The sequence below is a fragment of the Micromonospora sp. NPDC049529 genome, assembly GCF_055586685.1.
In genome coordinates this window covers 34,794-53,499 of sequence record NZ_JBVJHT010000006.1, presented here as the reverse complement: position 1 = coordinate 53,499, position 18,706 = coordinate 34,794, and the positions used below count along the sequence as shown (strand labels likewise).

Below are 18,706 nucleotides of genomic sequence, written 5' to 3'. Positions count from 1 at the left end.
AACGGAACCAAGACCATGCCGACCAGCCTCCGGAAACGGCTCTTCGACACCCTGGACGAGCGGGTCGACCGGCGGGTCGTCGCCGGCCTCGGCTCGCTGTTCCTGTCCGCCCGCTCCCAGTCCCGCTGCCGGGTCCGCTACGCCGAAGGCCACTGGGTACACCGCTACCCGACCGGCGTCGTGGTCAACACCACCCTCGGCGGCCCGACGGCCCGCGCCCAGGACCAGGCCACCCAGGACGTCTTCCTCTTCGACTACCAGCCACAACCCGGCGACACCGTCTTCGACGTCGGAGCCGGGGTCGGCAGCGAGGTCCGGCTGCTGTCCCGACTGGTCGGGCTCGCCGGCCGGGTGGTCAGCATCGAGGCGCACCCCCGGACCTTCGCCTGCCTGCGCCGTACGGTCGAGCTGAACAACCTGTCGAACGTGACCGCGCTGGAGTGCGCCGTGGTCGGCGACCCCGGCGCGGTGCACCTCGACGACGACCGGGTCGACCACATCCGCAACGGGCTGACCGGCGAGGGCACCGGCGGGATCGAGGTCGTCGGCCGTACGCTCGGCGAGATCGTACGCAAGCTCGGGGTGGACCGGATCGACCTGCTCAAGATGAACATCGAGGGCGCCGAACTGCCGGTGCTGGAGAAGTCGCTGGACCAGCTCGCGATCGTGGAGAACCTGGTCGTCTCCTGCCACGACTTCCTGTCCGAACCCCCGTACGACGACGGCACGGACCGGTCCTGGCAACGGACCTTCGGCCCGGTCACCGACCTGCTGCGGACCGCCGGCTACACCATCCGGACCCGCCCGCACGACCCCCGGCCCTGGGTCCGCTACTACGTCTACGCCTCCCGCCCCTGACCCCGCCGCACCGCCCCGATCCCGAACGGCTCAGTCCCCGGCGAGCGAGCGGAACCGGTCCCACCGTACGCGGGGCCGGGCGAGGCCGCGACGCTCCAGATAGGACCGGGCGGCCCGGCGGGTGACGCGCAGCGTACGCAGCGCGGACCGGACGTCGTTGCCGGGCGAGGGCTCCACCACCCGGGAGGGCACCAGCAGCCAACCGTCGGCGCGGTACTCCAGCCGGCCACGGACGAGCGCGTTGTCGAGGTTGGCGAGCCTGTCGTCGTGCCGGTGCACCAGCAGGCTCGCCGGCCCCGGTGTGACGTCGGCGTCGGCGGGAACCTGCACGGCGTACCCGTCGGCGCGAGGAACCGGGCGGGTACGCAACAGCACCGGCGTGCCGTCGGCGGCACGGGCGCCGAGCACCGCGCTAGGGAAGCGGGCGACCAGCTCGGCACCGGGGAGCCGGTCGGCTCCGTCCACCGGCCCGTCCGTCGTCGTCGGCGGCGGCAGTGGGTCGCGGGTACGGACGCTGTCCGGCGTGACCGTGATGAGCAGCCGCAGGTAGTACCAGTCCATCAGCCACCGTACCGGCGCGCGGAGGTAGATCCGGCTGTCCGGCTGCCGCTCGAACATGGTCGCCCAGTACGCCTCCAACCCCTCCGGGCCGGTCACGATCTCGTCCGGGCAGCTCGCGGTCCCGGTGACCAGCACCTGCGGCGGATCGGTGAGGCCGCTTCCGGTCGGGTCGGAGAAGAGCAGGGCGACGCGCCCGTCCCGGCGTACGTTCAACGCCTTCTGCGGGAACCCGAGCGACGTGGTGATCAGCAGTGTCCCGTCCGGACGGCGGTGCACCGCCGTGGGCCAGGTGATCGGGGTGCCGTCGCGGGCGAGCGTGGCGAACTCACAGGTCCGGTACGCGTCGATGATGCCGGCCAGGGAGTGATCGATGACTGCCACGGGCAGGCATCCTAACCGGGACATCCGGGACGGGCGAACCGCCGCCCGCCCTCCCTCACCAACCCGACGAGGACCGTCCGATCCGGATCGGTGGTGAGACCGTCTCACGTGGACGGGGTGCGACGTTGCCGTGGCCGAGCCGGCGGCGCAGCAGCCGCCAGGAGGCGACCGACAGCCCGGCGTACGTGACGATGCAGGCGATGGCGGCGCCGTACCCGCCCCAGAGCGGGATGGCGAGCACGAACAGGATCAGCGCGGCGACACTGCCGCCCGCGCCGAGCAGCCCGGCGGTGGTCATCCAGCCGCCACCCAGCAGGGCCCGGCTGGCCACCGCGAACGGCGCGAAGGCGATCTCGGCGACCAGCAGCACCAGCAGCAGCGGGCGGGCGTCGGCGAACTCCGGGCCGAACACCGGGACGACCAGGAACCAGCCGCCGACCGCCACCACCAGGCCCGCGAGCGTCGCCGCCAGCAGGGCGGTACGCCGGGCCCGGACCACCCGGGACAGTCCGCCGCCGAGCGCCACCTCCCGGTTGACGAGCTGTCCCAGGGCGGCCGGCACCACCCGGGGACCCTCGCTCAGGGTGGCGGCGACCGAGTAGATGCCGACCGTGGCGGCGCCGGCCACCGCGCCGAGCACGTACCGGTCGGCGCGCAGGGCCAGTGCCAGTCCCATGGTCAGCCCGAGCGCCCGGAGGCCGTGCCGGAGCAGGTCGACCAGTTCGGCCGGGCCGGGGGAGCGCAGCGGGACCAGCCCGACCAGCCGCAGCCGGGCGCACTGGAGCGCCGCGCCCGCCACCATGCCGAGCCCCTGGGCCAGCAGCAGGACCCAGGCGGTGCGGTCGAGCAGGGCCCCGGCCAGCAGGCCGAGCAGCCCACCGGCGGCGACGACGGCCGCCCAGCCGCTGCCGGCGCGGAACCGGCCGGCGGCGTACCAGACGTCGGGGAACTGGGTCAGTGCCACGTAGCCGACCGTGACCACTCCGACGGCGACCAGGAACGGCGGCTCGGCGAGTCCGGGATCGATCAGCGGGGCGGAGAGGATCGACAGCGCCACGGCCAGCCCGCCCCCGGTCACCGCCGAGACGATCGACCACCAGGTGTACGAGGCGAGCAGGCGCCGCCCGGCCGGCGTACCGGTGACGGTGGGCAGGCGGGAGCGCAGGGCGGAGCCGGTGCCGAGTCCGGAGAGCAGGCCGGCGATGCTGCCGGTGGTGATGCCCAGCACCATCAGCCCGCGCTGGTGCGGCCCGAGCAACGCGCTGGCCAGTACGGCAGCCAGCGCGTAGCTGGCCGACTGGGCGAGGCTGGACCCGGTCAGGAAGGCCACCGGAGATCGTCGGCGCTGGCCCGCGACCTGTCTGCCCGTTCCCGCGTTCTCCATGCTGTACCGCCTTGTCCGGGCAGACCTGTCAATTCGACCAGAATAGCCAAAACGCGCCCTTGTACGCGGCTCGAACTGATACAAACCCTTTGGATACTTTGGGAGCGTTTGGGGTCGGAGGCTGTGCCTGTGAAGCTTCGTCCTGGCAACTCCGGGCGGCGTGCTGCCGTCCCCGACCGGGCGCCAGCACGATGACCGGCCGGGTGCACCTGTCCCCGCCCGACGTCGGCGCGCTGGAGGAGTCATACCTGGTCCGGGCGCTGCGCTCGGGCTGGGTGGCACCGGTCGGCCCGGAGGTCGACGCGTTCGAGCGCGAGGTCGCCGACCGGGTCGGCGCCGCCCACGCGGTCGCGGTCAGCTCCGGCACCGCCGCCCTGCACCTCGCCCTGCTCGCCCTCGGCGCCGGCCCCGGCGAGGTGGTGGTGGTGCCCACGCTCACCTTCGTCGCCACGGCCAACGCCGTGGTCTACACCGGTGCCGAACCGGTCTTCGTGGACTGCGAACCGGCCACCGGAAACATCGACGTCAACCTCCTCGCCGACCTGCTGCACCGGCTGCGCGCCGCCGGCCGCCGGGTCGCCGCGGTCGTGCCGGTGGACATGTTCGGCGCCTGCGCCGACTACGACGAACTCCTGCCGGTCTGCGCCGCCGCCCGGGTACCGGTGCTGGTCGACGCGGCCGAGTCACTGGGAGCGACGTACCGGGGCCGGCCGGCCGGGTCGTTCGGGCGGATCACCGCGTTCTCGTTCAACGGCAACAAGATCATCACCACCTCGGGTGGCGGCATGCTCGTCTCCGACGACGCCGGACTCATCGCCCGCAGCCGGCACCTCGCCACCCAGGCCCGGCAACCCGTCCCGCACTACGAACACCACGACGTCGGCTACAACTACCGGCTCAGCAACCTGCTCGCCGCCCTCGGCCGGGCCCAGCTCAGCCGGCTGGACGAGATGCTCACCCGCCGCCGCGAACTGCGCGAACGGTACGCCAAACTCTTCGCCGCCGTCCCCGGCGTACGGCTGCTCGGTGAGGGCGACGACCACCGGCCCGGCGGCGACGGTCGACCGGCCGGGGTCCGGATCGCGGCCGACGGGGCCGGCGCGCGCGGCGCCAACTGCTGGCTCACCACGATCGTCGTGGACCCCGACCGGGCCGGCTGGCGGGCCGATCAGCTCGGCGCCCACCTCGCCGAGCACGACATCGAATCCCGTCCGGTGTGGAAACCCATGCACCTGCAACCGGTCTTCAACCAGTCCCGTGCGGTGCTCACCGGCGCCGCCCAGCGCCTCTTCGAGGACGGGCTCACCCTGCCCAGCGGTTCGGCGCTGGACGAGACCCAGACGGGCCGGGTCTTCCACGCCGTCGAGCAGTTCCTGGCCCGGCGGTGAGCACCGACCTGGCGCCGGTCACCGGCGACACCGACGGAACCGGGTACGAGGCGAACTGCCCGGACGTCTACTACACCGCCGGCTACGGGCGGGCCGCCGCCGGCACCGAGCCCGGCAGCTGGCAACTCGTCCACCGGGCCGACCGGATCCTGCTGCCGTACGTGCTGCGCCGACTCGACGACACCACCTCCGACGGCGTCAGCCCGTACGGCTACTCCGGAATCCACGTCGACCCCGGCTGCACCCCGGCCGAACTGGCCAGGTTCTGGACCGGCGCGGTCGAGCACTGGCGCGACCTCGGCCTGGTCACCCTCTTCCTCCGGTTCTCCCCGCTGGACCCGGCCTCGGTCGTCGCCGTACAACGGCTGGGCACGGTCGAGCTGACCCGCCGCGCCGACACCATCACCGTGCCGGTGAACCGGGGCGGCACCGCGATCTGGGCCGGGATGGAGGGACGGTCCCGGACCGCTGTCCGCAAGGCCCGCAACGCCGGCCTCGGCGGGACCATCCGGGCCGCCGGCCCCGACGACGTGACCGCCGGCTCGCCCTTTCGACAGCTGTACGAGCAGACGATGCTCCGGGTCGGCAGCGCCCCCGGATACCTGTTCGCCGAGGACTACTACCGGGCCCTGGTCGACGGCCTCGGCAAGGCACTGCTGATCGCCGAGGTACGCGACCCCGGCGGCACCGTCGTCGCCGCCGCCCTCGTCCTGCGCCACCGGGACCGGGCGCACTACCACCTCGCCGGCTCCGACCCGAGGACCGTCCGCGACGGTGCCAACAACCTGCTGCTCTGGACCATCCTGGAATGGGCCGCCGAAAGCGGCTGCGCCCTGGTCCACCTCGGCGGCGGAGTCCGCGCCGACGACGGTCTGTTCCAGTTCAAACGCGCCTTCGGTGGCCGCCGGACCCCGTTCTGGACCGGCTCGGTGGTGCTCGACGAGCAGCGGTACGCCGACCTGCTCGCCGACCACGCCCGTACGCTCGGCCGCACCGTCGAGGACCTGCGCGGCTCGGGATACTTCCCGGGTTACCGGCTGGATCGGGGCTGAGCCGATGGTCGACGATCGCCGTGACCCCGGCACCGCCCTGCTCGGGCCGCGCTGGGAGGTCGGTTCCAGCTTCCCGCTGCACCTGCCCGCCGAACCCGACTGGGCCGGTACGCCGGCACACCCCGACCCGCCCCCCGCCGCCGGTGCGTACGGCGAACTGTTCGGCTCCGGCCGTCAGGCCCTGCGCGCCCTGGTCGAGTTCGGCCGGCGCGAGTACGGCTGGACCGCGCTGCACCTGCCCGCGTACTACTGCGACGACGTGGTCGACGCGATGCTCGGCGTACTGCCGGTCCGGCGCTACCCGGTCGGGCCGACCGGTGGGGCGCCCCCGGCGGCCGAGCCGACCGACGCGGTGGTGGCGGTGTCGTACTTCGGTGCGCCGCCGGTGGTGCCGGCGGCGTCCGGTGCGACGCTGGTGGTCGACGCCACCCACGATCCGCGCGCGCCCTGGCTCGCCTCGGTCCGCGCCGACTACGTCTTCGCCTCGCTGCGCAAGACGCTGCCGGTGCCCGACGGCGGGGCGCTCTGGTCCGACACCGGCCGCCCGGTGCCGCCCGCCGGTCCGCCGACCGCCCGGCACCTGGGCCTGGTCGACCGGGTCCTGTCCGCGATGTACCTGAAGGCGGCCTACCTGGCCGGCGGGCCGGTGGACAAGGAGCAGTACCTGGCCCGGTACGCGGCCGGCGAGGACCTGTTCCGGGACAGCGGCGTCAGCGGCATCTCGGAGTTCTCCCGGCAGGTGCTGCGGGTGCTGCCGGTCGACCGGCTGCGCCGCCGCCGGATCGAGAACGCCGCCCTGCTCGCCGCCGGCCTGTCCGGGCTCTCCGGGCTCCGGGCCCGCGCGCACACCCTCGGGGTGGTGCTGGAGTTCGACTCGCACCGGCGCCGCGAAGCCGTCCGGCACGCGCTGGTCGACCGGCGGGTCTACCCGGCGGTGCTCTGGCGGCTCGACCCCGACCCGGCACCGGTCGATCGGGCACCGGTCGATCGGGCACCGGTCGAGTTGACCACGAACGAGTGGGTCGGTTTCTCCCGCCGGATGCTCTTCCTGCACACCGACTACCGCTGCACCGGCTCCGACCTGGCCCAGGTCGCCGAACTGGTGCGCGAGATCCACCCGACAACCGCGTCGAGCCCCGTTGCGGCGAGAGGAGAACCATGTTGACCGGCCGACTGGTCGGACTGCGCCCGATGCAGGCCGACGACCTCGACTTCCTCACCGACCTGGCGAACGCGCCGCAGGTGCGCGGCAACGTGGTGGGCTGGGACTGGCCGGTGGCGCGCGACGCCCAGCGGGAGTGGTTCCAGGGTGCGTCCCGCGACCCGCGCAACCGCCGGCTGACCGTCGTCGACCGGACCACCGGGCAACCGGTCGGTCTGACCGGCCTCTGGGAGGTCGACTGGCACAACCGGTCCGCCCTCACCGCGGTCAAGCTCATGCCCGGTACGACACCCAGGGGCGCCGGCTCCGACTCGATCATGCTGACCATGGCCTGGGCGTTCTACGACGTCGGGCTGCGCCGGCTGCACAGCACCATCCTCGACTTCAACGCCGCCAGCTTCGGCGCCTACGTACGGCGGTGTGGCTGGCGGGTCGAGGGCACCGACCGGGAGGCGGTCTTCCGCCGGGGCGACTGGCACGACCTGACCCGGGTGGCGATCCTGCGGGCCGAGTTCGAGGCCCTGCCCGACGCCCCGGAGTACGTCGAGCGCGCCTGCGGCCAGACCCCGGTGCCGGTCCAACCGGTCCCGGAGCACCCGGCCCGACACCTCGACCCGGCCACCCGCGTCTGACGACCGTACGACCCTTCATCCGAAAGGACCGACCGTGGCGGGACTGCGCGTGGCCATCCTGTACAAGCACCGGCAGAGCGGCCGTTGGCTCCTGCCACAGGTGGAGGAACTCCGCCGCCGGGGCCACCAGGTGCTGGTGGTGCTGCCACCGGGCCCCGGACCGCTGCCGGCCGAACTGACCCGGCGCGGATTCGAGGTGGTCGAGTCGCCGTTCGACTTCCGCTTCCGGCCCCGCCCGGCGACACTGCGCGACCTGTGGCGGCTGCGCCGGCTCCTGCGCGACCTGCGGCTCGACATCCTCAAATACCACCTGTACGCGTCCGCCCTCGCCGCCCGGTTCGTCTCGGTCGGGCTCCGGCTCGGTCGGGTGCACGTGGTCGTCGGCCCGCTCTTCCTCGAATCCCGGATCATCCGGCTGGTCGAACGCTGGCTGTGGCGGGCGGACGACGTCATCATCTGCGGCACCGAGTACACCTCCCGCCGCTACGCCGCCCTCGGCGCCCCGCCGGAACACCGCCCGTCGACCACCCCCGGCATCGACACCGGCCACTTCAGTCGGGAGCGCTTCGTCGCCGAGCAGCGCGCCGCGGCCGGACCGGCGGCGGCGAACCGGCAGCCGGTGGTGGCCCAGCGGCGCTCCGCCGGGCAGCGCCCGACCGGCTCCGGCGGGCCGACCGCCGCCGAACTCCGGGCCAAGATCCGGGCCGAACTCGGTCTCGACCAGGATGCGTTCGTCGTGGTCATGGTCGCCTACGTGTACGCACCCAAGCGGCTGACGTACCACGGGCGGGGGATCAAGGGGCACGACATCGTGCTCCCCGCGTGGCAGGCGTTCCACGCCCGACACCCCCGCTCCCACCTGCTGCTGATCGGCGGCGGCTTCTCCCCGGTCGGCGAGCGGCACCGCCACGAACTCGTCGCGCGCTTCGGGGTGGACGCCGACCCGAGCATCACCTGGCTCGAATCGGTGACCGAGGTCCGGCCGTACTACAACGCGTCCGACCTGAGCGTCAGCCCGTCGCTGTCCGACGGGCACGGTGCACCGGTCGAGGCGGGCGCGATGAGCCTGCCGAGCATCGTCAGCGACGCCGGAGGGCTGCCCGAGGTGGTCGACGAGGCCAGTGGCTGGGTCGTACCGGCCGGCGAGGTCGAGCCGCTCGCGGCGGCGCTGGCGGCGGCGTACCGGGAGTTCGACGCCGGGGTACTGGCCCGCCGGGGTGACGCCGCCCGCGAGCGGATGGTGAAGTTCTTCGACCACGGACCGGCGGCCGAGGCGATCGCGGACATCGTGGAGCGGACCGCGGATGGGGTGCGGTCCCGATGAGAGTGGTGGTGACCACCGAGACCCGGTTCTCCCGTACGCCGGACGGCTCGGTCTGGACCCAGGACGGTCCCGCGTACCCGTTCTTCAGCCGCTACCTGGCGGCGTTCGACACCGTCCGGGTGGTGGCCCGGATCCGGCAGGTCGACGCGCCGGCCGGCGGATCACACCGGGTCGACGGTCCGGGGGTCGAACTCTGGCCGGTCCCGCACTACGTCGGCCCGCGCCAGTACCTGGCCCGGTGGCGGGTGATCCGACGGTCGGTCCGCGCCTCCGCCCAGCCTGGCGACGCGGTGATCCTGCGGGTACCGTCACCGACCGGGTCGATTCTGGCCGGCTGGCGGGAACGGCAACGGCTGCCGTACGCGGTGGAGGTCGTCGGCGACCCGTACGACGTGTTCGCCCCCGGTGTGGTGGACCACCCGCTGCGCCCGTTCCTGCGGCACTGGGGCACCACCCGCCTGCGCCACCTGTGCCGGTCCGCCGGCGCGGTCGCGTACGTCACCGAGCGCCACCTCCAGTCCCGTTACCCGACCCGACCCGGTACGGTCAGCGCCGCCTACTCCAGCGTGGACCTGCCCGCCGACGCCTTCGTGTCCGGCCCCCGGCAGGTCGAACACCCGCCGCGGCCGGGCATCCTGATCTCGATCGGTTCACTGGACCAGCTCTACAAGGGCATCGACACCGTGATCGAGGCGCTCGCCCAACTCACCGGCACCGGCGTGGACGCCCGGCTGGTGCACCTCGGCGACGGCCGGTTCCGCCCCCGGCTCGAACAGCTCGCCGCCGGGCTCGGGGTGGCCGACCGGGTCACCTTCGCCGGCACCGTACCGGCCGGCGCGGCGGTCCGCGCCCACCTGGACGCGGCCGACCTGGTGGTGATGCCGTCCCGGACCGAGGGCCTGCCCCGGGCGTTGATCGAGGCGATGGCCCGTGGCCTGCCCGCCGTCGGCTCCACCGCCGGTGGCATCCCCGAACTGCTCGCCGACGCCGACCTGGTGCCACCGGACGACCCGGCCGCCCTGGCCGAGGCGATCCGGCGGTTCCTCACCCAGCCGGGGCGGCTGGGCGCCGCCTCCGCCCGCAACCTGAACCGGGCCCGCGACTACTCGCTCGCCTCGCTGCGCCCGCGCCGGGACCTGTTCTACCGGTCGGTGCGGGACGCGACCGCGCACCGGACCCCGGTCGGTGGTCGGGCATGACCAGCTCACCCACCCGCCAGGGCCAGCGCACGCAACCGGTCACCGACCGGGCGGTACGGGTCGCGCACGTGATCGGCTGGCTGGACCGGGGCGGGGCGGAGACCGTCTCGCTGGACCTGTGCCGGGCGATCCCTTCGGCCGACGTGCGGCAGACCTTCATCACCCTCAACGGGCGCGAGGGCACCCTGGCCGACGACTTCCGGGCCACCGGCGCCGAGGTGACCCAGTGCCCGGTCACCCCGCTGCGCACGTTCGGGCCCCGGCTCTGGCGCTGCCTGCGGGCGATGCGACCGGACGTGGTCGTCTCCCACGTCAGCCTGACCAGCGCGGTGATCCTGCTCGTCGCCCGCCTCGCCGGGGTGCCGGTACGGATCGCCCGGATGTGGAGCGAGGGCGACGGCCGCCCCGACACCCGTACCCGCCGGCTGCGCCGCGCCCTGCTGCGCCGGCTGCTGCGCCGGGTCGCCACCGACGTGCTCGGGGTGACGACGGCGGCACTCGCGCTCGCCGGCCCGCCGACCGGGGACCGCCGCTACCGGGTGCTCTACAACAGTGTCGACCCGAGCCGGGTGGGCGGTTGGGAACGCGCGGCGGCCCGCTCCCGCTGGCAGCTGCCGACCGACGTGCCGGTGCTGGCGTACCTGGGCCGGTCGGCACCGGAGAAGAACCGGCCGTTCCTGATCGAGGTGCACCGGGCCGTACGCGCCCGCTGGCCCGACGCCCGACTGTTCGTCGTCGGTCCGGGCGGCGCCGACGACCTGCTCGGGGCGTACCCGGAGATCGTCGACGACCCGTCGGTGGTGCTCGCCGGGGAGACCGACGAGATCGCCTCCGTGCTGGCCGCCACCGACGTGCTGCTGCTGCCGTCGCGGCGGGAGGGGCTGCCGGGCGTGGTGCTGGAGGCACTGGCCGCCGGGGTCCCGGTGCTTGCCACCGACCTGCCGTGCCTGCGCGAGGTCGAACCCCGCGTACGCGGACTCGCCCTGCTGCCGCTCGCCGACGGCCCGTACCGGTGGGCGGACGCGGCGGTGGCCCAGATCCAGCTCGGTCCGGTGGCCCGCGAGGAGATCCGCCGGAGCCTGCACTCGTCGCCGTTCCTGCTGGCGAACGCCGTCGCACAGTGGCGGACACTCTGGACGGTCGGCTGCCGATGAGAGCCGGCCGCACCATCGACGCACCCCACCTGCCGGTCCGGGGCGGACCGGCAGGTGGCAACCGGCCGGCGGCGGGCCCCGGCGGGTCCACGGGTCGCGGCCGACGGCCCGGCCGGAAGGGGCCGGAGACCGTCAACTGGGCGCTGGCCGGCGGGCTGGTGTCGGCGGTCAGCCTGATGCTGGCCATCCTCGACGCCCGGTTGCAGCACTGGTTCCTGTTCCCGGTCACCGCCTGCGGGGCGCTGATCGCCCTCGACGTGGTCCGCTGGGTCCGCCGGCAGCTCGACATCTTCGACCCGCAGGCCCTGCTCGGCCTGCTCGGGCTGCACTTCTTCTACCTGGCCCCGGTCCTGCACGTGACCCTCGACCACTGGGGACTGTTCGTCAGCCCGCCACAGGAGTGGCGCGACGCGCTCGGCGCGATGGCGATCCTGAACCTCACCGGCCTGCTGATCTACCGGTGGTTGCTGTCGTACCCGGTCCGGGGTCGGCACACGGCGTGGGGCGCGCGACTCAACGTGTCCCGGTTCTACCTGGTCGGCTGCCTCGCGGTGGCCGCCGGGGTGGTCGCGTTCGGCTTCGAGATCGTCGTCTTCGGCGGGCTGAGCGGCTTCCTGGCCGTGATGACCCAGGACCGCGAGGCGCTCAGCGGCATGGGCTGGCTGCTGATGCTGGCCGAGTCGTTCCCGCTGATCGGCTTCGCCCTGGTCCTGGTCCGGTGGCGGGAGATGCTGGCCCGACGGCGTTCCCTGGTGGTGTGGCTGCTGATCGGTCTGGCCCTGGTCCAGTTCATGGTCGGTGGTCTGCGCGGCAGCCGGAGCAACACCGTGTGGCCGATGCTGCTCGCCCTGATCCTGGTCCACCTGATCGTCTTCACCATCTCCCGCAAGGCGCTGCTGGTCTGTGGCCTGATCTTCGTGCTGTTCATGTACCTGTACGGCCTCTACAAGAGCGCCGGGGTCGAGGTGGTCGACGTCGTACGCGGTGACCGCAGCATCGAGGAGATCTCCTCGGAAACCGGGCGGGACCTGCCGAAAGTGCTCCTCAACGACCTCGCCCGCGCCGACATGCAGGCGGTGCTGCTGGAACGCAAGCGGCACGGTGACGGCGACCTGGGGTACGGCGTCACGTACCTCGGAGCGGTCACGCTGATGCTGCCGGGTTGGGTGCTGCCGGAGCGCCCGACCACCAAGCTGGTCATCGGCACCGAGGTCCTGCTCGGGCCGGGCAGCTACGACCGGGACAACGGCCAGTGGGCCACCCGCATCTACGGCATCGCAGGCGAGGCGATGCTCAACTTCGGTCCGGCCGGGGCGGTGTTGTCGTTCGTCCCGCTCGCGCTGCTGGTCCGCTGGTCCCGGCGGCTGTACCGGCGGGCCCGGGACCAACCGGACCTGGTGCCGAAACTGCTCGCCCCGTCGCTCGGCATCGCCAGCGTGCTGGTGCTCAGCAGCGACCTGGACAACATCGTGGTCTTCCTGCTCGGCCGGTTCGTGCCGCTGGCGGTGGTGGTGCTGCTCGCCTTCACGGTGCCGGGGCGGGCGGCCGGCACCGGATCGAAGCGGAGTTCCGGCCGGGCGGCACATGCCAGGGTCGACCTGCGGGTGCTCCACTAGCTAGGACGCACCCCCGGTCGCCCGTTTCGCTCGGGCGAGCACGGCGGCGGGCAGGTCACCACCGATCCTGCCGGCCGGCCCGGCGGCGCGCGCCGGGGTACGACGACCGGGAGCGTACGTCCGCAGCACCTTGCCGGACAGGTGCAGCACCCCGTAGAGCACGGCGCCGTACACCAGCGTCTTCACCAGGGCGAAGCTTTCGCCCCGGAAGTTATACATCCAGGTGACCGTGAACAGCACGCTCGCGTACGTGTAGAAGCCGCCCCGGACGGCCCGGTTGACGAGGAGGCGTTGCACGGCGGTCAACGCGGCGAAGACGACCGGGATGCCGACCAGGCCGAAGTTGAGGTACGCCTCCGCGGTGAGCGAGAAGCCGTAGCCGCCGGGGGAGCCGGGGGCGTACGAGTCGACCAGCCACTGGGCGAGTGCGTACTGGGGGCCGATGGGCAGCACACCCTGCACCGCGTCCCAGTACGTCCCGCCGTGCGCGAACGGCAACTGGTGGGGCACCAGGCTCATCACGTACGTGTCCGGGAACATCACCGTTCCCTCGTTCAGCGCCCGGGTGGTGCCGATCCCGACGCCGGGGCTGCGGATGCTGGCCAGGAAGGTGGCGAGGACGACGCCGGCGACACCGATCAGCGCCAGGCGCAGCGACATGGCGCGGCGGCGGAACAGTTGGACGTGCAGCAGGACGCTGAACAGCGCGAAGAGGAAGTCCCGCTCGTTCGTGGCCAGGCAGTAGCCGACGTAGCAGGCGACGTTCACCGCGTACGCGACGGTGCCGAGCCGGGTCGAGCGGGCGGCGAAGTAGAGCGAACAGGCCATGGTCTGCAACAGCAGATAGTCGTAGTGCCAGGGGCCGGCGAGGGTGATGCGGTCCAGCTTGTTGCCCGCGAGCATCGCCGGACCGTGCAGGGCCACGATCGTCAGCGCGTACAGCGCCAGCGCGAGCAGGAACGGCACGAGCAGCGGGAGGCGGTGCTCGGGTTGGTCGATCCGGGTCCGGTCCAGCGCCTCCCCGCGTACCGGAACGACGACGCCCACCACGAGCATGCCGAGGAAGGCGAGCAGCAGACCGAACGACGCGGCGCCGATCTTGTCGATCGCGATGCCCTGGTAGATCTCCCGACCGAGTACGTGGTTGAGCGCCGGGCCGAGGCCGAAGAAGGCGAAGTAGCCGGCCAGGTACGGCAGCACGTCCCGGCGCCCGGATCGCAGCAGCAGCAGGACGGGAACCGCCACGGCTCCCGCGACACAGGCCCAGATCACCGTGGTGCTGTTCAGGTCCACGGCCGTCCTTTCAGGGCACGGCGCAGCATCAGCGCCTTGAGCGTGCCGTCGCCGGCCACCGTCAGTACCACGGTCCAGGCGGCACCGTCGAGCCCGTAGCGGGGAATCAGGAGGTACGCGGCGAGCACGGTCAGCAGCAGGGTGGCGACGCTCGCGGTGAACTGGTTGCCGAACCGGTGCAGCGCCGACAGGGCGGTGCCGACGACGAAGACCGCCCCGCTGAGCGCGGCCACCACGGTGAGCAGGGTCAGCACCGACGCGTGTCGTGCGTACTCGGCGCCGTAGACCAGGTTCAGGGCGGGGCGACCGAGCGTCGCGGTCGTACCGACGGCGAGTCCGCCGATGCCCAGCGTGGCCAGGACCAGTCGCTTGACGAGCCGGGTGAGCGCGGTGACCTGGCCGTCCGCGTACAGGTTGGACATCCGGGGCAACATGGTCTGGGCTACCGCGGCGAAGATGGCGTTGGCGGCGAGTACGACGTACCCGATCGCGGCGAAGATGCCCAGCGCGGCCGTCCCCAGTTCGTGCCCGACCAGGTAGCGCGGCAGGTTGATGGTGAACGAGGCGAGGCCGGAGGCGATGCCGAGGGGAAGGGCGAGCGCAGCCAGGCTCACCAGCCGCCCGCCCGGCCCTCGCTCGGGGGCACTGTCTGCGGCCGGGTCGGCGCTGCGGCGCAGCGGGCGCGCGGTGACCACGCAGTAGCCGACCGCGCCGAGCGCGGATCCGGCGACCGAGCCCAGCACCGCCCACGCCACACTGCCGGTGAGCAGGAGCAGTGTCGTCACGGCGAGCACCGTGGCGACCCCGTTGAGGATCATCGAGAGGCTGATGCCGCGCATCCGGCCGTGCCGCTGGAAGAGGCCGAGGTAGATGTCCCCGATGCCGTCCAGTGCCTTGGCGATGCCGACCAGCACCACCACGGCACCGCCCGAGCCGACGAAGGCGGCGACGATCGCGATCACCACGGTGGCCACGACCATGCCGAGGACGCGCAGCCGCAGGTAGTCGTCGAAGCCGAAGCGCGAGCGCGCGTCGGTCACCTGCACTGTCCGCAGGGCGAGGCTGGCGACCAGGAGGATCGGTGCCGCCACGGCCAGGCCGAGTGCGTACTGGCCGACCATGGCCGGGTTGCCGTACCTGGCCAGGACAACGATCACCACCCACTGCGCCAGGGAGGCGACCAGGATGCCCAGCAGGCTCCAACTGATCTGCCCGGCGACGGCACCGGAACGCGCAGCGACCGGGCCGGCATGGCTGGTGACGGGCGGGGCGCTGGCGGGAGTCGCGGTGCTGGCCGCGGGGCCGTCGAGGATCATCCGGGCTGTACGCCGGTGGCCCAGATGTTCGCCGACCACGGCCAGCCGTCCGGCAGCAGTCCACTGCAGGCGTTCCAGGTGCGGGCGGCGAACCGGTACGAACTGCCGGACAGGTCCGGCCGGACCCGGGAGTTCGGCATCGTCGGTCCGCCGCTCACCCCGGTCACGATATCGACCAGCCCCGCGCTCGCGAACGCTGTACGAAGCGAGTCCTCCGACATCACCCGCAGGTTGTGGGTGGCGAGCGTCTCCGGGCTGAACCGGCGCAGGAGCGCGACCAGTGCGGGGTGCGCGTAGTTGGGGACCGTCACCGCGGCGACCCCGCCGGGGCGGAGGAAACGCCGGTGGTGCGCCATGATCTCGGCGGGATCGTCGAAGTGTTCGACCAGGCCGAAGGAGAGGACGAGGTCGACCGGCGGCAGTTCGGCCGTACGGACGTCGCCGAGTCGCAGGTTCGCCGGTACGCCGGCCGAGTGCAGGAGCCGTCGCGCGGTCTTCAGGCCCTCGGGAGCGAAGTCGAGCCCGTGGTAGGTGTGCATCGGCCGCAGTTGGTGCAGTCGCAGCAGCATGCTGCCGGGGGCGCAGCCCAGTTCGAGTACGTCGACAGGGCCCTCCCGGCCGGTGCTGTCGAGCAGGTCGGCCAGCAACTGGTGCCAGGTCCGGGTGGCCTTGAGTCGCTGCTTGACCCGGCTCGCCACTCCGCCCGACCTGGGCTGGGTCCACAGTTGGTCCCAGGATTCGGTGCTGGTCAGATCCGTCGAACTCTTCATCGCCGCCCCCCTTCCGGCGGTCGCCCCGGCCGGATGTTCGGATCCGTGTTCCGATCACACAACCGGTCGAAAGCGCATCAAATCGCTACAGAGGGTTTTACCACCCATTAGCGAGGGAGGGATCCTTTTCGGTCATCGGGGACGAGTGGGGAGGGCAGAACGATCCGGAAGGTCGTACCGGCGCCCAGTTCGCTGGTGACCTCGATGGTGCCGCCGTGGTCGGTCACGATCTGCCGGGTGATGGCAAGCCCGAGCCCACTGCCGCCGGTGCCGCGCCCGCGGGCCGAGTCCGCCCGCCAGAACCTGTCGAACACGTGCGGGAGCGCGTCCGGGGCGATCCCGGAACCGTCGTCGGCCACCCGTACCAGGGCAGCCGCCGTACCGGTCCGGGCGCAGTGCAGAGTGACGTTGCCGCCGGCGGTGGTGGCCCGCAGCGCGTTCGTGATCAGGTTGCCCACCACCTGGCGCAACCGGTCGGGGTCGGCGTGGACGAGCACCGGCTCGGCGACCACCCGCAGCGTGATCCCGGCCGCCTCGGCCAGCGCCAGGTGCGCCGTACGGCAGGTCTCCAGCAACTCGGCCAGGTCGACCTGAACCCTGTGGTACGCCAGCGTGCCCGCCTCGGCCAGCGCCAACTCCTGGAGGTCGTCGACGATCCGTTGCTGGAGCACCGCCTCCTCGTGCAACGAGGCGAACAGCTCCGGATCCGGGCTGATCACCCCGTCCTTGAGCGCCTCCAGGTAACCGCGCAGGTTCGCCAGTGGGCTGCGCAACTCGTGCGCGACGTCGGCCACCAGCCGCCGTTGCCGCTCCTCACCGCGTTGCAGCGAGTCGGCCATCTGGTTGAACGACCGGCCCAGTTCGGCCAGCTCGTCCCGGCCCTCGACCGGCACCCGGCCCCCGAGGTCGCCCCGGCCGAGCCGCTGCGCGGCCGCGGTGAGCCGGCCGATCGGGCGCAGTACCCGGTGACTCAGCAGCGCGGTGCAGAGGATCGCGATCCCGGCCACCCCGGCCACCCCGGCCACCATCGGCCCGCTGGTCAGCGCGGCACCCGGATCGCTGCGCGCACCCAGGTAGAGCCGTGCCGGCAGCGGCGCGACGTCGTCGACCTGCACGTCGAAGACCTGTGTCAGGCAGTTCACCGCGTCCTCGACGGCCGTCGTGCCGGTGGCGCCGGTCGGTTGGGGCTGCGCGGACTCCGGCACGCCGCGCCCGGATGTCCGGGACGCTCCGTCGATCTCGGGTGACAGCGGTCTCCCGGCCGCGGTGACGCAGTTACCGGTCCGGGTCAGGTCGGCATCGATGTCCCGTCCCGCCTGGGCGGTGCCGACGCGGCAGTTCTGGACCGCGTTCGGCTCGTCGTACGGGCGGCTGGGGCCGGGCTCGAACACGGGCACCCCGAGCGCGCCCGGCGTACTGGTCACCGGGATTCCCCGACGGGTGAGGCAGGCCGCGAGCAGGACCCCGGAGCGGTAGTTCCCGATCGCGTCGACCGTACGCGCGGCCAGCTGGTCGGTGGGCACGCCGGTCAGCGACAGAGTCGGTCGCGGGTTCACCACGGCGCTGAGCGGGCCGACCGGTCGAGTGGCCTTGTTCGGGTTGTCCAGGGTGTCGGAGTCCACCAGCACCGTCAGGTCGGTCTCCAGGCGGATCCGCTGCCCGGTGTCGTGGTGCAACTGCTGCACCACGTTCGGCACCCCCTCCCAGGTGCCCTGCCGGCTGGCGTACGCCTTGAGCTGTGAGCCGATCATGTCGATCTGCGCCTGGTCCGCGCTGGCGGACGCGGTGAGCTGCTGCCGCGCCTGCCGCAGGGTCAGCCAGGCGGTCGCGCCGCTCGCACTGAGCGCGACGAGCATGAGCAGCCCCAGCACCCGGAACCGGAAACTCACGGCGCGGCGGCTGCCCGAACACCCGCGTCCTCGGAGAGCCGGTAGCCACGGCCGAACACGGTCTGCACGTACCGGGGCTCGGTGGCGTCGGCCTCGATCTTGCGGCGGAGGTTCATCACGTGCACGTCGACCGTGCGCTCCAGCACGTAGTGGTCGAACCCGAACGCCCGGTCGATGATCTGGGCCCGGGTGAACGCCCGACCCGGTTCGCTGGCCAGCACCTCCAGGATGCCGAACTCCTTGGCGGTCAGGGTGATCGGCCGACCGGAGATCCGTACCTCGAACCGTCCGGCGTCGATCTCCAGGTCGCCGACCCGCAGCACCGCCTGACCGCCCGCGCTGACCACACCGGCCCGGCGCAGCAGCGCCCGCACCCGGGCCGCCAGCTCACGCGGGCTGTACGGCTTGGTCAGGTAGTCGTCGGCGCCGAGATCGAGGCCGAGCAGGATGTCGTCCTCGGTGGTACGGGCGGTCAGCAGCAGGATCGGCAGGTCGGATTCGGCCCGCAGCACCCGGCACACGTCCAGCCCGTCGACCACCGGCATCATCACGTCGAGCACCACCAGATCGGGCCGGCGGGCCCGTACCTGGTCGAGCGCGGCCCGGCCGTCGCCGACCAGCAGGACGCTGTGTCCCTCCCGTTCGAGGTAGATCCGAACAAGATTCGCCTGCTTACGATCGTCCTCGGCAACCAGGATCCGTGCGCCCATGACTCCCCATCCTGACG

At 72.8% G+C, this 18,706-nt stretch carries 16 protein-coding genes; 9 read left to right on the top strand and 7 right to left on the bottom strand.

All coding sequences use genetic code 11. The features are described 5' to 3' along the window. Positions 1 to 15 precede the first annotated feature (15 nt). A complete protein-coding gene (locus tag ACZ6QQ_RS11680; protein ID WP_465875922.1) occupies positions 16 to 858 on the top strand; it encodes an FkbM family methyltransferase in 843 nt (280 codons plus the stop codon). Positions 859 to 888: 30 nt separating this feature from the next. Here the strand turns inward: ACZ6QQ_RS11680 and ACZ6QQ_RS11675 are convergent, their stop codons facing one another. Both ACZ6QQ_RS11675 and ACZ6QQ_RS11670 read right to left on the bottom strand, forming a co-directional pair. Continuing rightward, positions 889 to 1,800, bottom strand: a complete 912-nt coding sequence (locus ACZ6QQ_RS11675) for a pyridoxamine 5'-phosphate oxidase family protein (RefSeq protein WP_465875921.1) — start codon at positions 1,798 to 1,800, stop codon at positions 889 to 891. A gap of 55 nt (positions 1,801 to 1,855) precedes the next feature. After that, on the bottom strand, positions 1,856 to 3,130 hold the full coding sequence (locus ACZ6QQ_RS11670; RefSeq protein ID WP_465875920.1) for a lipopolysaccharide biosynthesis protein: 1,275 nt from the start codon (positions 3,128 to 3,130) through the stop codon (positions 1,856 to 1,858). A 245-nt stretch (positions 3,131 to 3,375) separates the two neighbouring features. On the opposite strand from ACZ6QQ_RS11670, the gene ACZ6QQ_RS11665 reads away from it, so the two are divergent. The 8 genes from ACZ6QQ_RS11665 to ACZ6QQ_RS11630 are packed head-to-tail and all read left to right on the top strand — an operon-like array spanning position 3,376 to position 12,711. Further along, positions 3,376 to 4,572 (top strand): aminotransferase class I/II-fold pyridoxal phosphate-dependent enzyme, encoded by a 1,197-nt coding sequence (locus tag ACZ6QQ_RS11665; protein ID WP_465875919.1) that lies wholly within the window; start codon positions 3,376 to 3,378, stop codon positions 4,570 to 4,572. After that, a complete protein-coding gene (locus ACZ6QQ_RS11660; RefSeq protein WP_465875918.1) occupies positions 4,569 to 5,624 on the top strand; it encodes a GNAT family N-acetyltransferase in 1,056 nt (351 codons plus the stop codon). The genes ACZ6QQ_RS11665 and ACZ6QQ_RS11660 overlap by 4 nt, the downstream gene beginning before the upstream one ends. Before the next feature lie 4 nt (positions 5,625 to 5,628). Further along, positions 5,629 to 6,789 carry a hypothetical protein gene (locus tag ACZ6QQ_RS11655; protein ID WP_465875917.1) on the top strand — a complete coding sequence of 387 codons (1,161 nt, stop codon included), beginning with the start codon at positions 5,629 to 5,631 and terminating at the stop codon, positions 6,787 to 6,789. Further along, on the top strand, positions 6,783 to 7,418 hold the full coding sequence (locus ACZ6QQ_RS11650; protein WP_465875916.1) for a GNAT family N-acetyltransferase: 636 nt from the start codon (positions 6,783 to 6,785) through the stop codon (positions 7,416 to 7,418). The genes ACZ6QQ_RS11655 and ACZ6QQ_RS11650 overlap by 7 nt, the downstream gene beginning before the upstream one ends. A 34-nt stretch (positions 7,419 to 7,452) precedes the next feature. After that, positions 7,453 to 8,742, top strand: coding sequence for a glycosyltransferase (locus ACZ6QQ_RS11645; RefSeq protein ID WP_465875915.1), 1,290 nt, complete (start codon positions 7,453 to 7,455; stop codon positions 8,740 to 8,742). Next, the gene (locus ACZ6QQ_RS11640; RefSeq protein WP_465875914.1) at positions 8,739 to 9,941 is read left to right on the top strand and encodes a glycosyltransferase family 4 protein; all 1,203 of its coding nucleotides are present in this window, start codon (positions 8,739 to 8,741) and stop codon (positions 9,939 to 9,941) included. Before ACZ6QQ_RS11645 ends, ACZ6QQ_RS11640 begins: the two co-directional genes overlap by 4 nt. Continuing rightward, the gene (locus ACZ6QQ_RS11635; protein ID WP_465875913.1) at positions 9,938 to 11,095 is read left to right on the top strand and encodes a glycosyltransferase family 4 protein; all 1,158 of its coding nucleotides are present in this window, start codon (positions 9,938 to 9,940) and stop codon (positions 11,093 to 11,095) included. The genes ACZ6QQ_RS11640 and ACZ6QQ_RS11635 overlap by 4 nt, the downstream gene beginning before the upstream one ends. After that, entirely contained in the window at positions 11,062 to 12,711 is a 1,650-nt protein-coding gene (locus ACZ6QQ_RS11630) for a hypothetical protein (RefSeq protein ID WP_465875912.1), read from the top strand. Before ACZ6QQ_RS11635 ends, ACZ6QQ_RS11630 begins: the two co-directional genes overlap by 34 nt. Here the strand turns inward: ACZ6QQ_RS11630 and wzy are convergent, their stop codons facing one another. From wzy to ACZ6QQ_RS11605, 5 genes are all read right to left on the bottom strand, one after another. Further along, positions 12,712 to 14,004 carry an O-antigen polysaccharide polymerase Wzy gene (gene wzy, locus ACZ6QQ_RS11625; protein ID WP_465875911.1) on the bottom strand — a complete coding sequence of 431 codons (1,293 nt, stop codon included), beginning with the start codon at positions 14,002 to 14,004 and terminating at the stop codon, positions 12,712 to 12,714. Further along, the gene (locus ACZ6QQ_RS11620; RefSeq protein ID WP_465875910.1) at positions 13,995 to 15,320 is read right to left on the bottom strand and encodes an oligosaccharide flippase family protein; all 1,326 of its coding nucleotides are present in this window, start codon (positions 15,318 to 15,320) and stop codon (positions 13,995 to 13,997) included. Before ACZ6QQ_RS11620 ends, wzy begins: the two co-directional genes overlap by 10 nt. After that, positions 15,317 to 16,090 (bottom strand): class I SAM-dependent methyltransferase, encoded by a 774-nt coding sequence (locus tag ACZ6QQ_RS11615; RefSeq protein ID WP_465875909.1) that lies wholly within the window; start codon positions 16,088 to 16,090, stop codon positions 15,317 to 15,319. Before ACZ6QQ_RS11615 ends, ACZ6QQ_RS11620 begins: the two co-directional genes overlap by 4 nt. A gap of 107 nt (positions 16,091 to 16,197) precedes the next feature. Beyond that, complete coding sequence (locus ACZ6QQ_RS11610; RefSeq protein ID WP_465875908.1) at positions 16,198 to 17,979, bottom strand: sensor histidine kinase; 1,782 nt, start codon at positions 17,977 to 17,979, stop codon at positions 16,198 to 16,200. Continuing rightward, positions 17,976 to 18,689 carry a response regulator transcription factor gene (locus ACZ6QQ_RS11605; RefSeq protein ID WP_465875907.1) on the bottom strand — a complete coding sequence of 238 codons (714 nt, stop codon included), beginning with the start codon at positions 18,687 to 18,689 and terminating at the stop codon, positions 17,976 to 17,978. Before ACZ6QQ_RS11605 ends, ACZ6QQ_RS11610 begins: the two co-directional genes overlap by 4 nt. Positions 18,690 to 18,706 lie beyond the last annotated feature (17 nt).

Coding starts and splice junctions, on each gene's coding strand:
- ACZ6QQ_RS11650 (WP_465875916.1), top strand. CDS start 6,783: ATGTTGACCGGCCGACTGGTCGGACTGCGCCCGATGCAGGCCGACGAC.
- ACZ6QQ_RS11665 (WP_465875919.1), top strand. CDS start 3,376: ATGACCGGCCGGGTGCACCTGTCCCCGCCCGACGTCGGCGCGCTGGAG.
- ACZ6QQ_RS11680 (WP_465875922.1), top strand. CDS start 16: ATGCCGACCAGCCTCCGGAAACGGCTCTTCGACACCCTGGACGAGCGG.
- ACZ6QQ_RS11655 (WP_465875917.1), top strand. CDS start 5,629: ATGGTCGACGATCGCCGTGACCCCGGCACCGCCCTGCTCGGGCCGCGC.
- ACZ6QQ_RS11620 (WP_465875910.1), bottom strand. CDS start 15,320: ATGATCCTCGACGGCCCCGCGGCCAGCACCGCGACTCCCGCCAGCGCC.
- ACZ6QQ_RS11640 (WP_465875914.1), top strand. CDS start 8,739: ATGAGAGTGGTGGTGACCACCGAGACCCGGTTCTCCCGTACGCCGGAC.
- ACZ6QQ_RS11615 (WP_465875909.1), bottom strand. CDS start 16,090: ATGAAGAGTTCGACGGATCTGACCAGCACCGAATCCTGGGACCAACTG.
- ACZ6QQ_RS11635 (WP_465875913.1), top strand. CDS start 9,938: ATGACCAGCTCACCCACCCGCCAGGGCCAGCGCACGCAACCGGTCACC.
- ACZ6QQ_RS11605 (WP_465875907.1), bottom strand. CDS start 18,689: ATGGGCGCACGGATCCTGGTTGCCGAGGACGATCGTAAGCAGGCGAAT.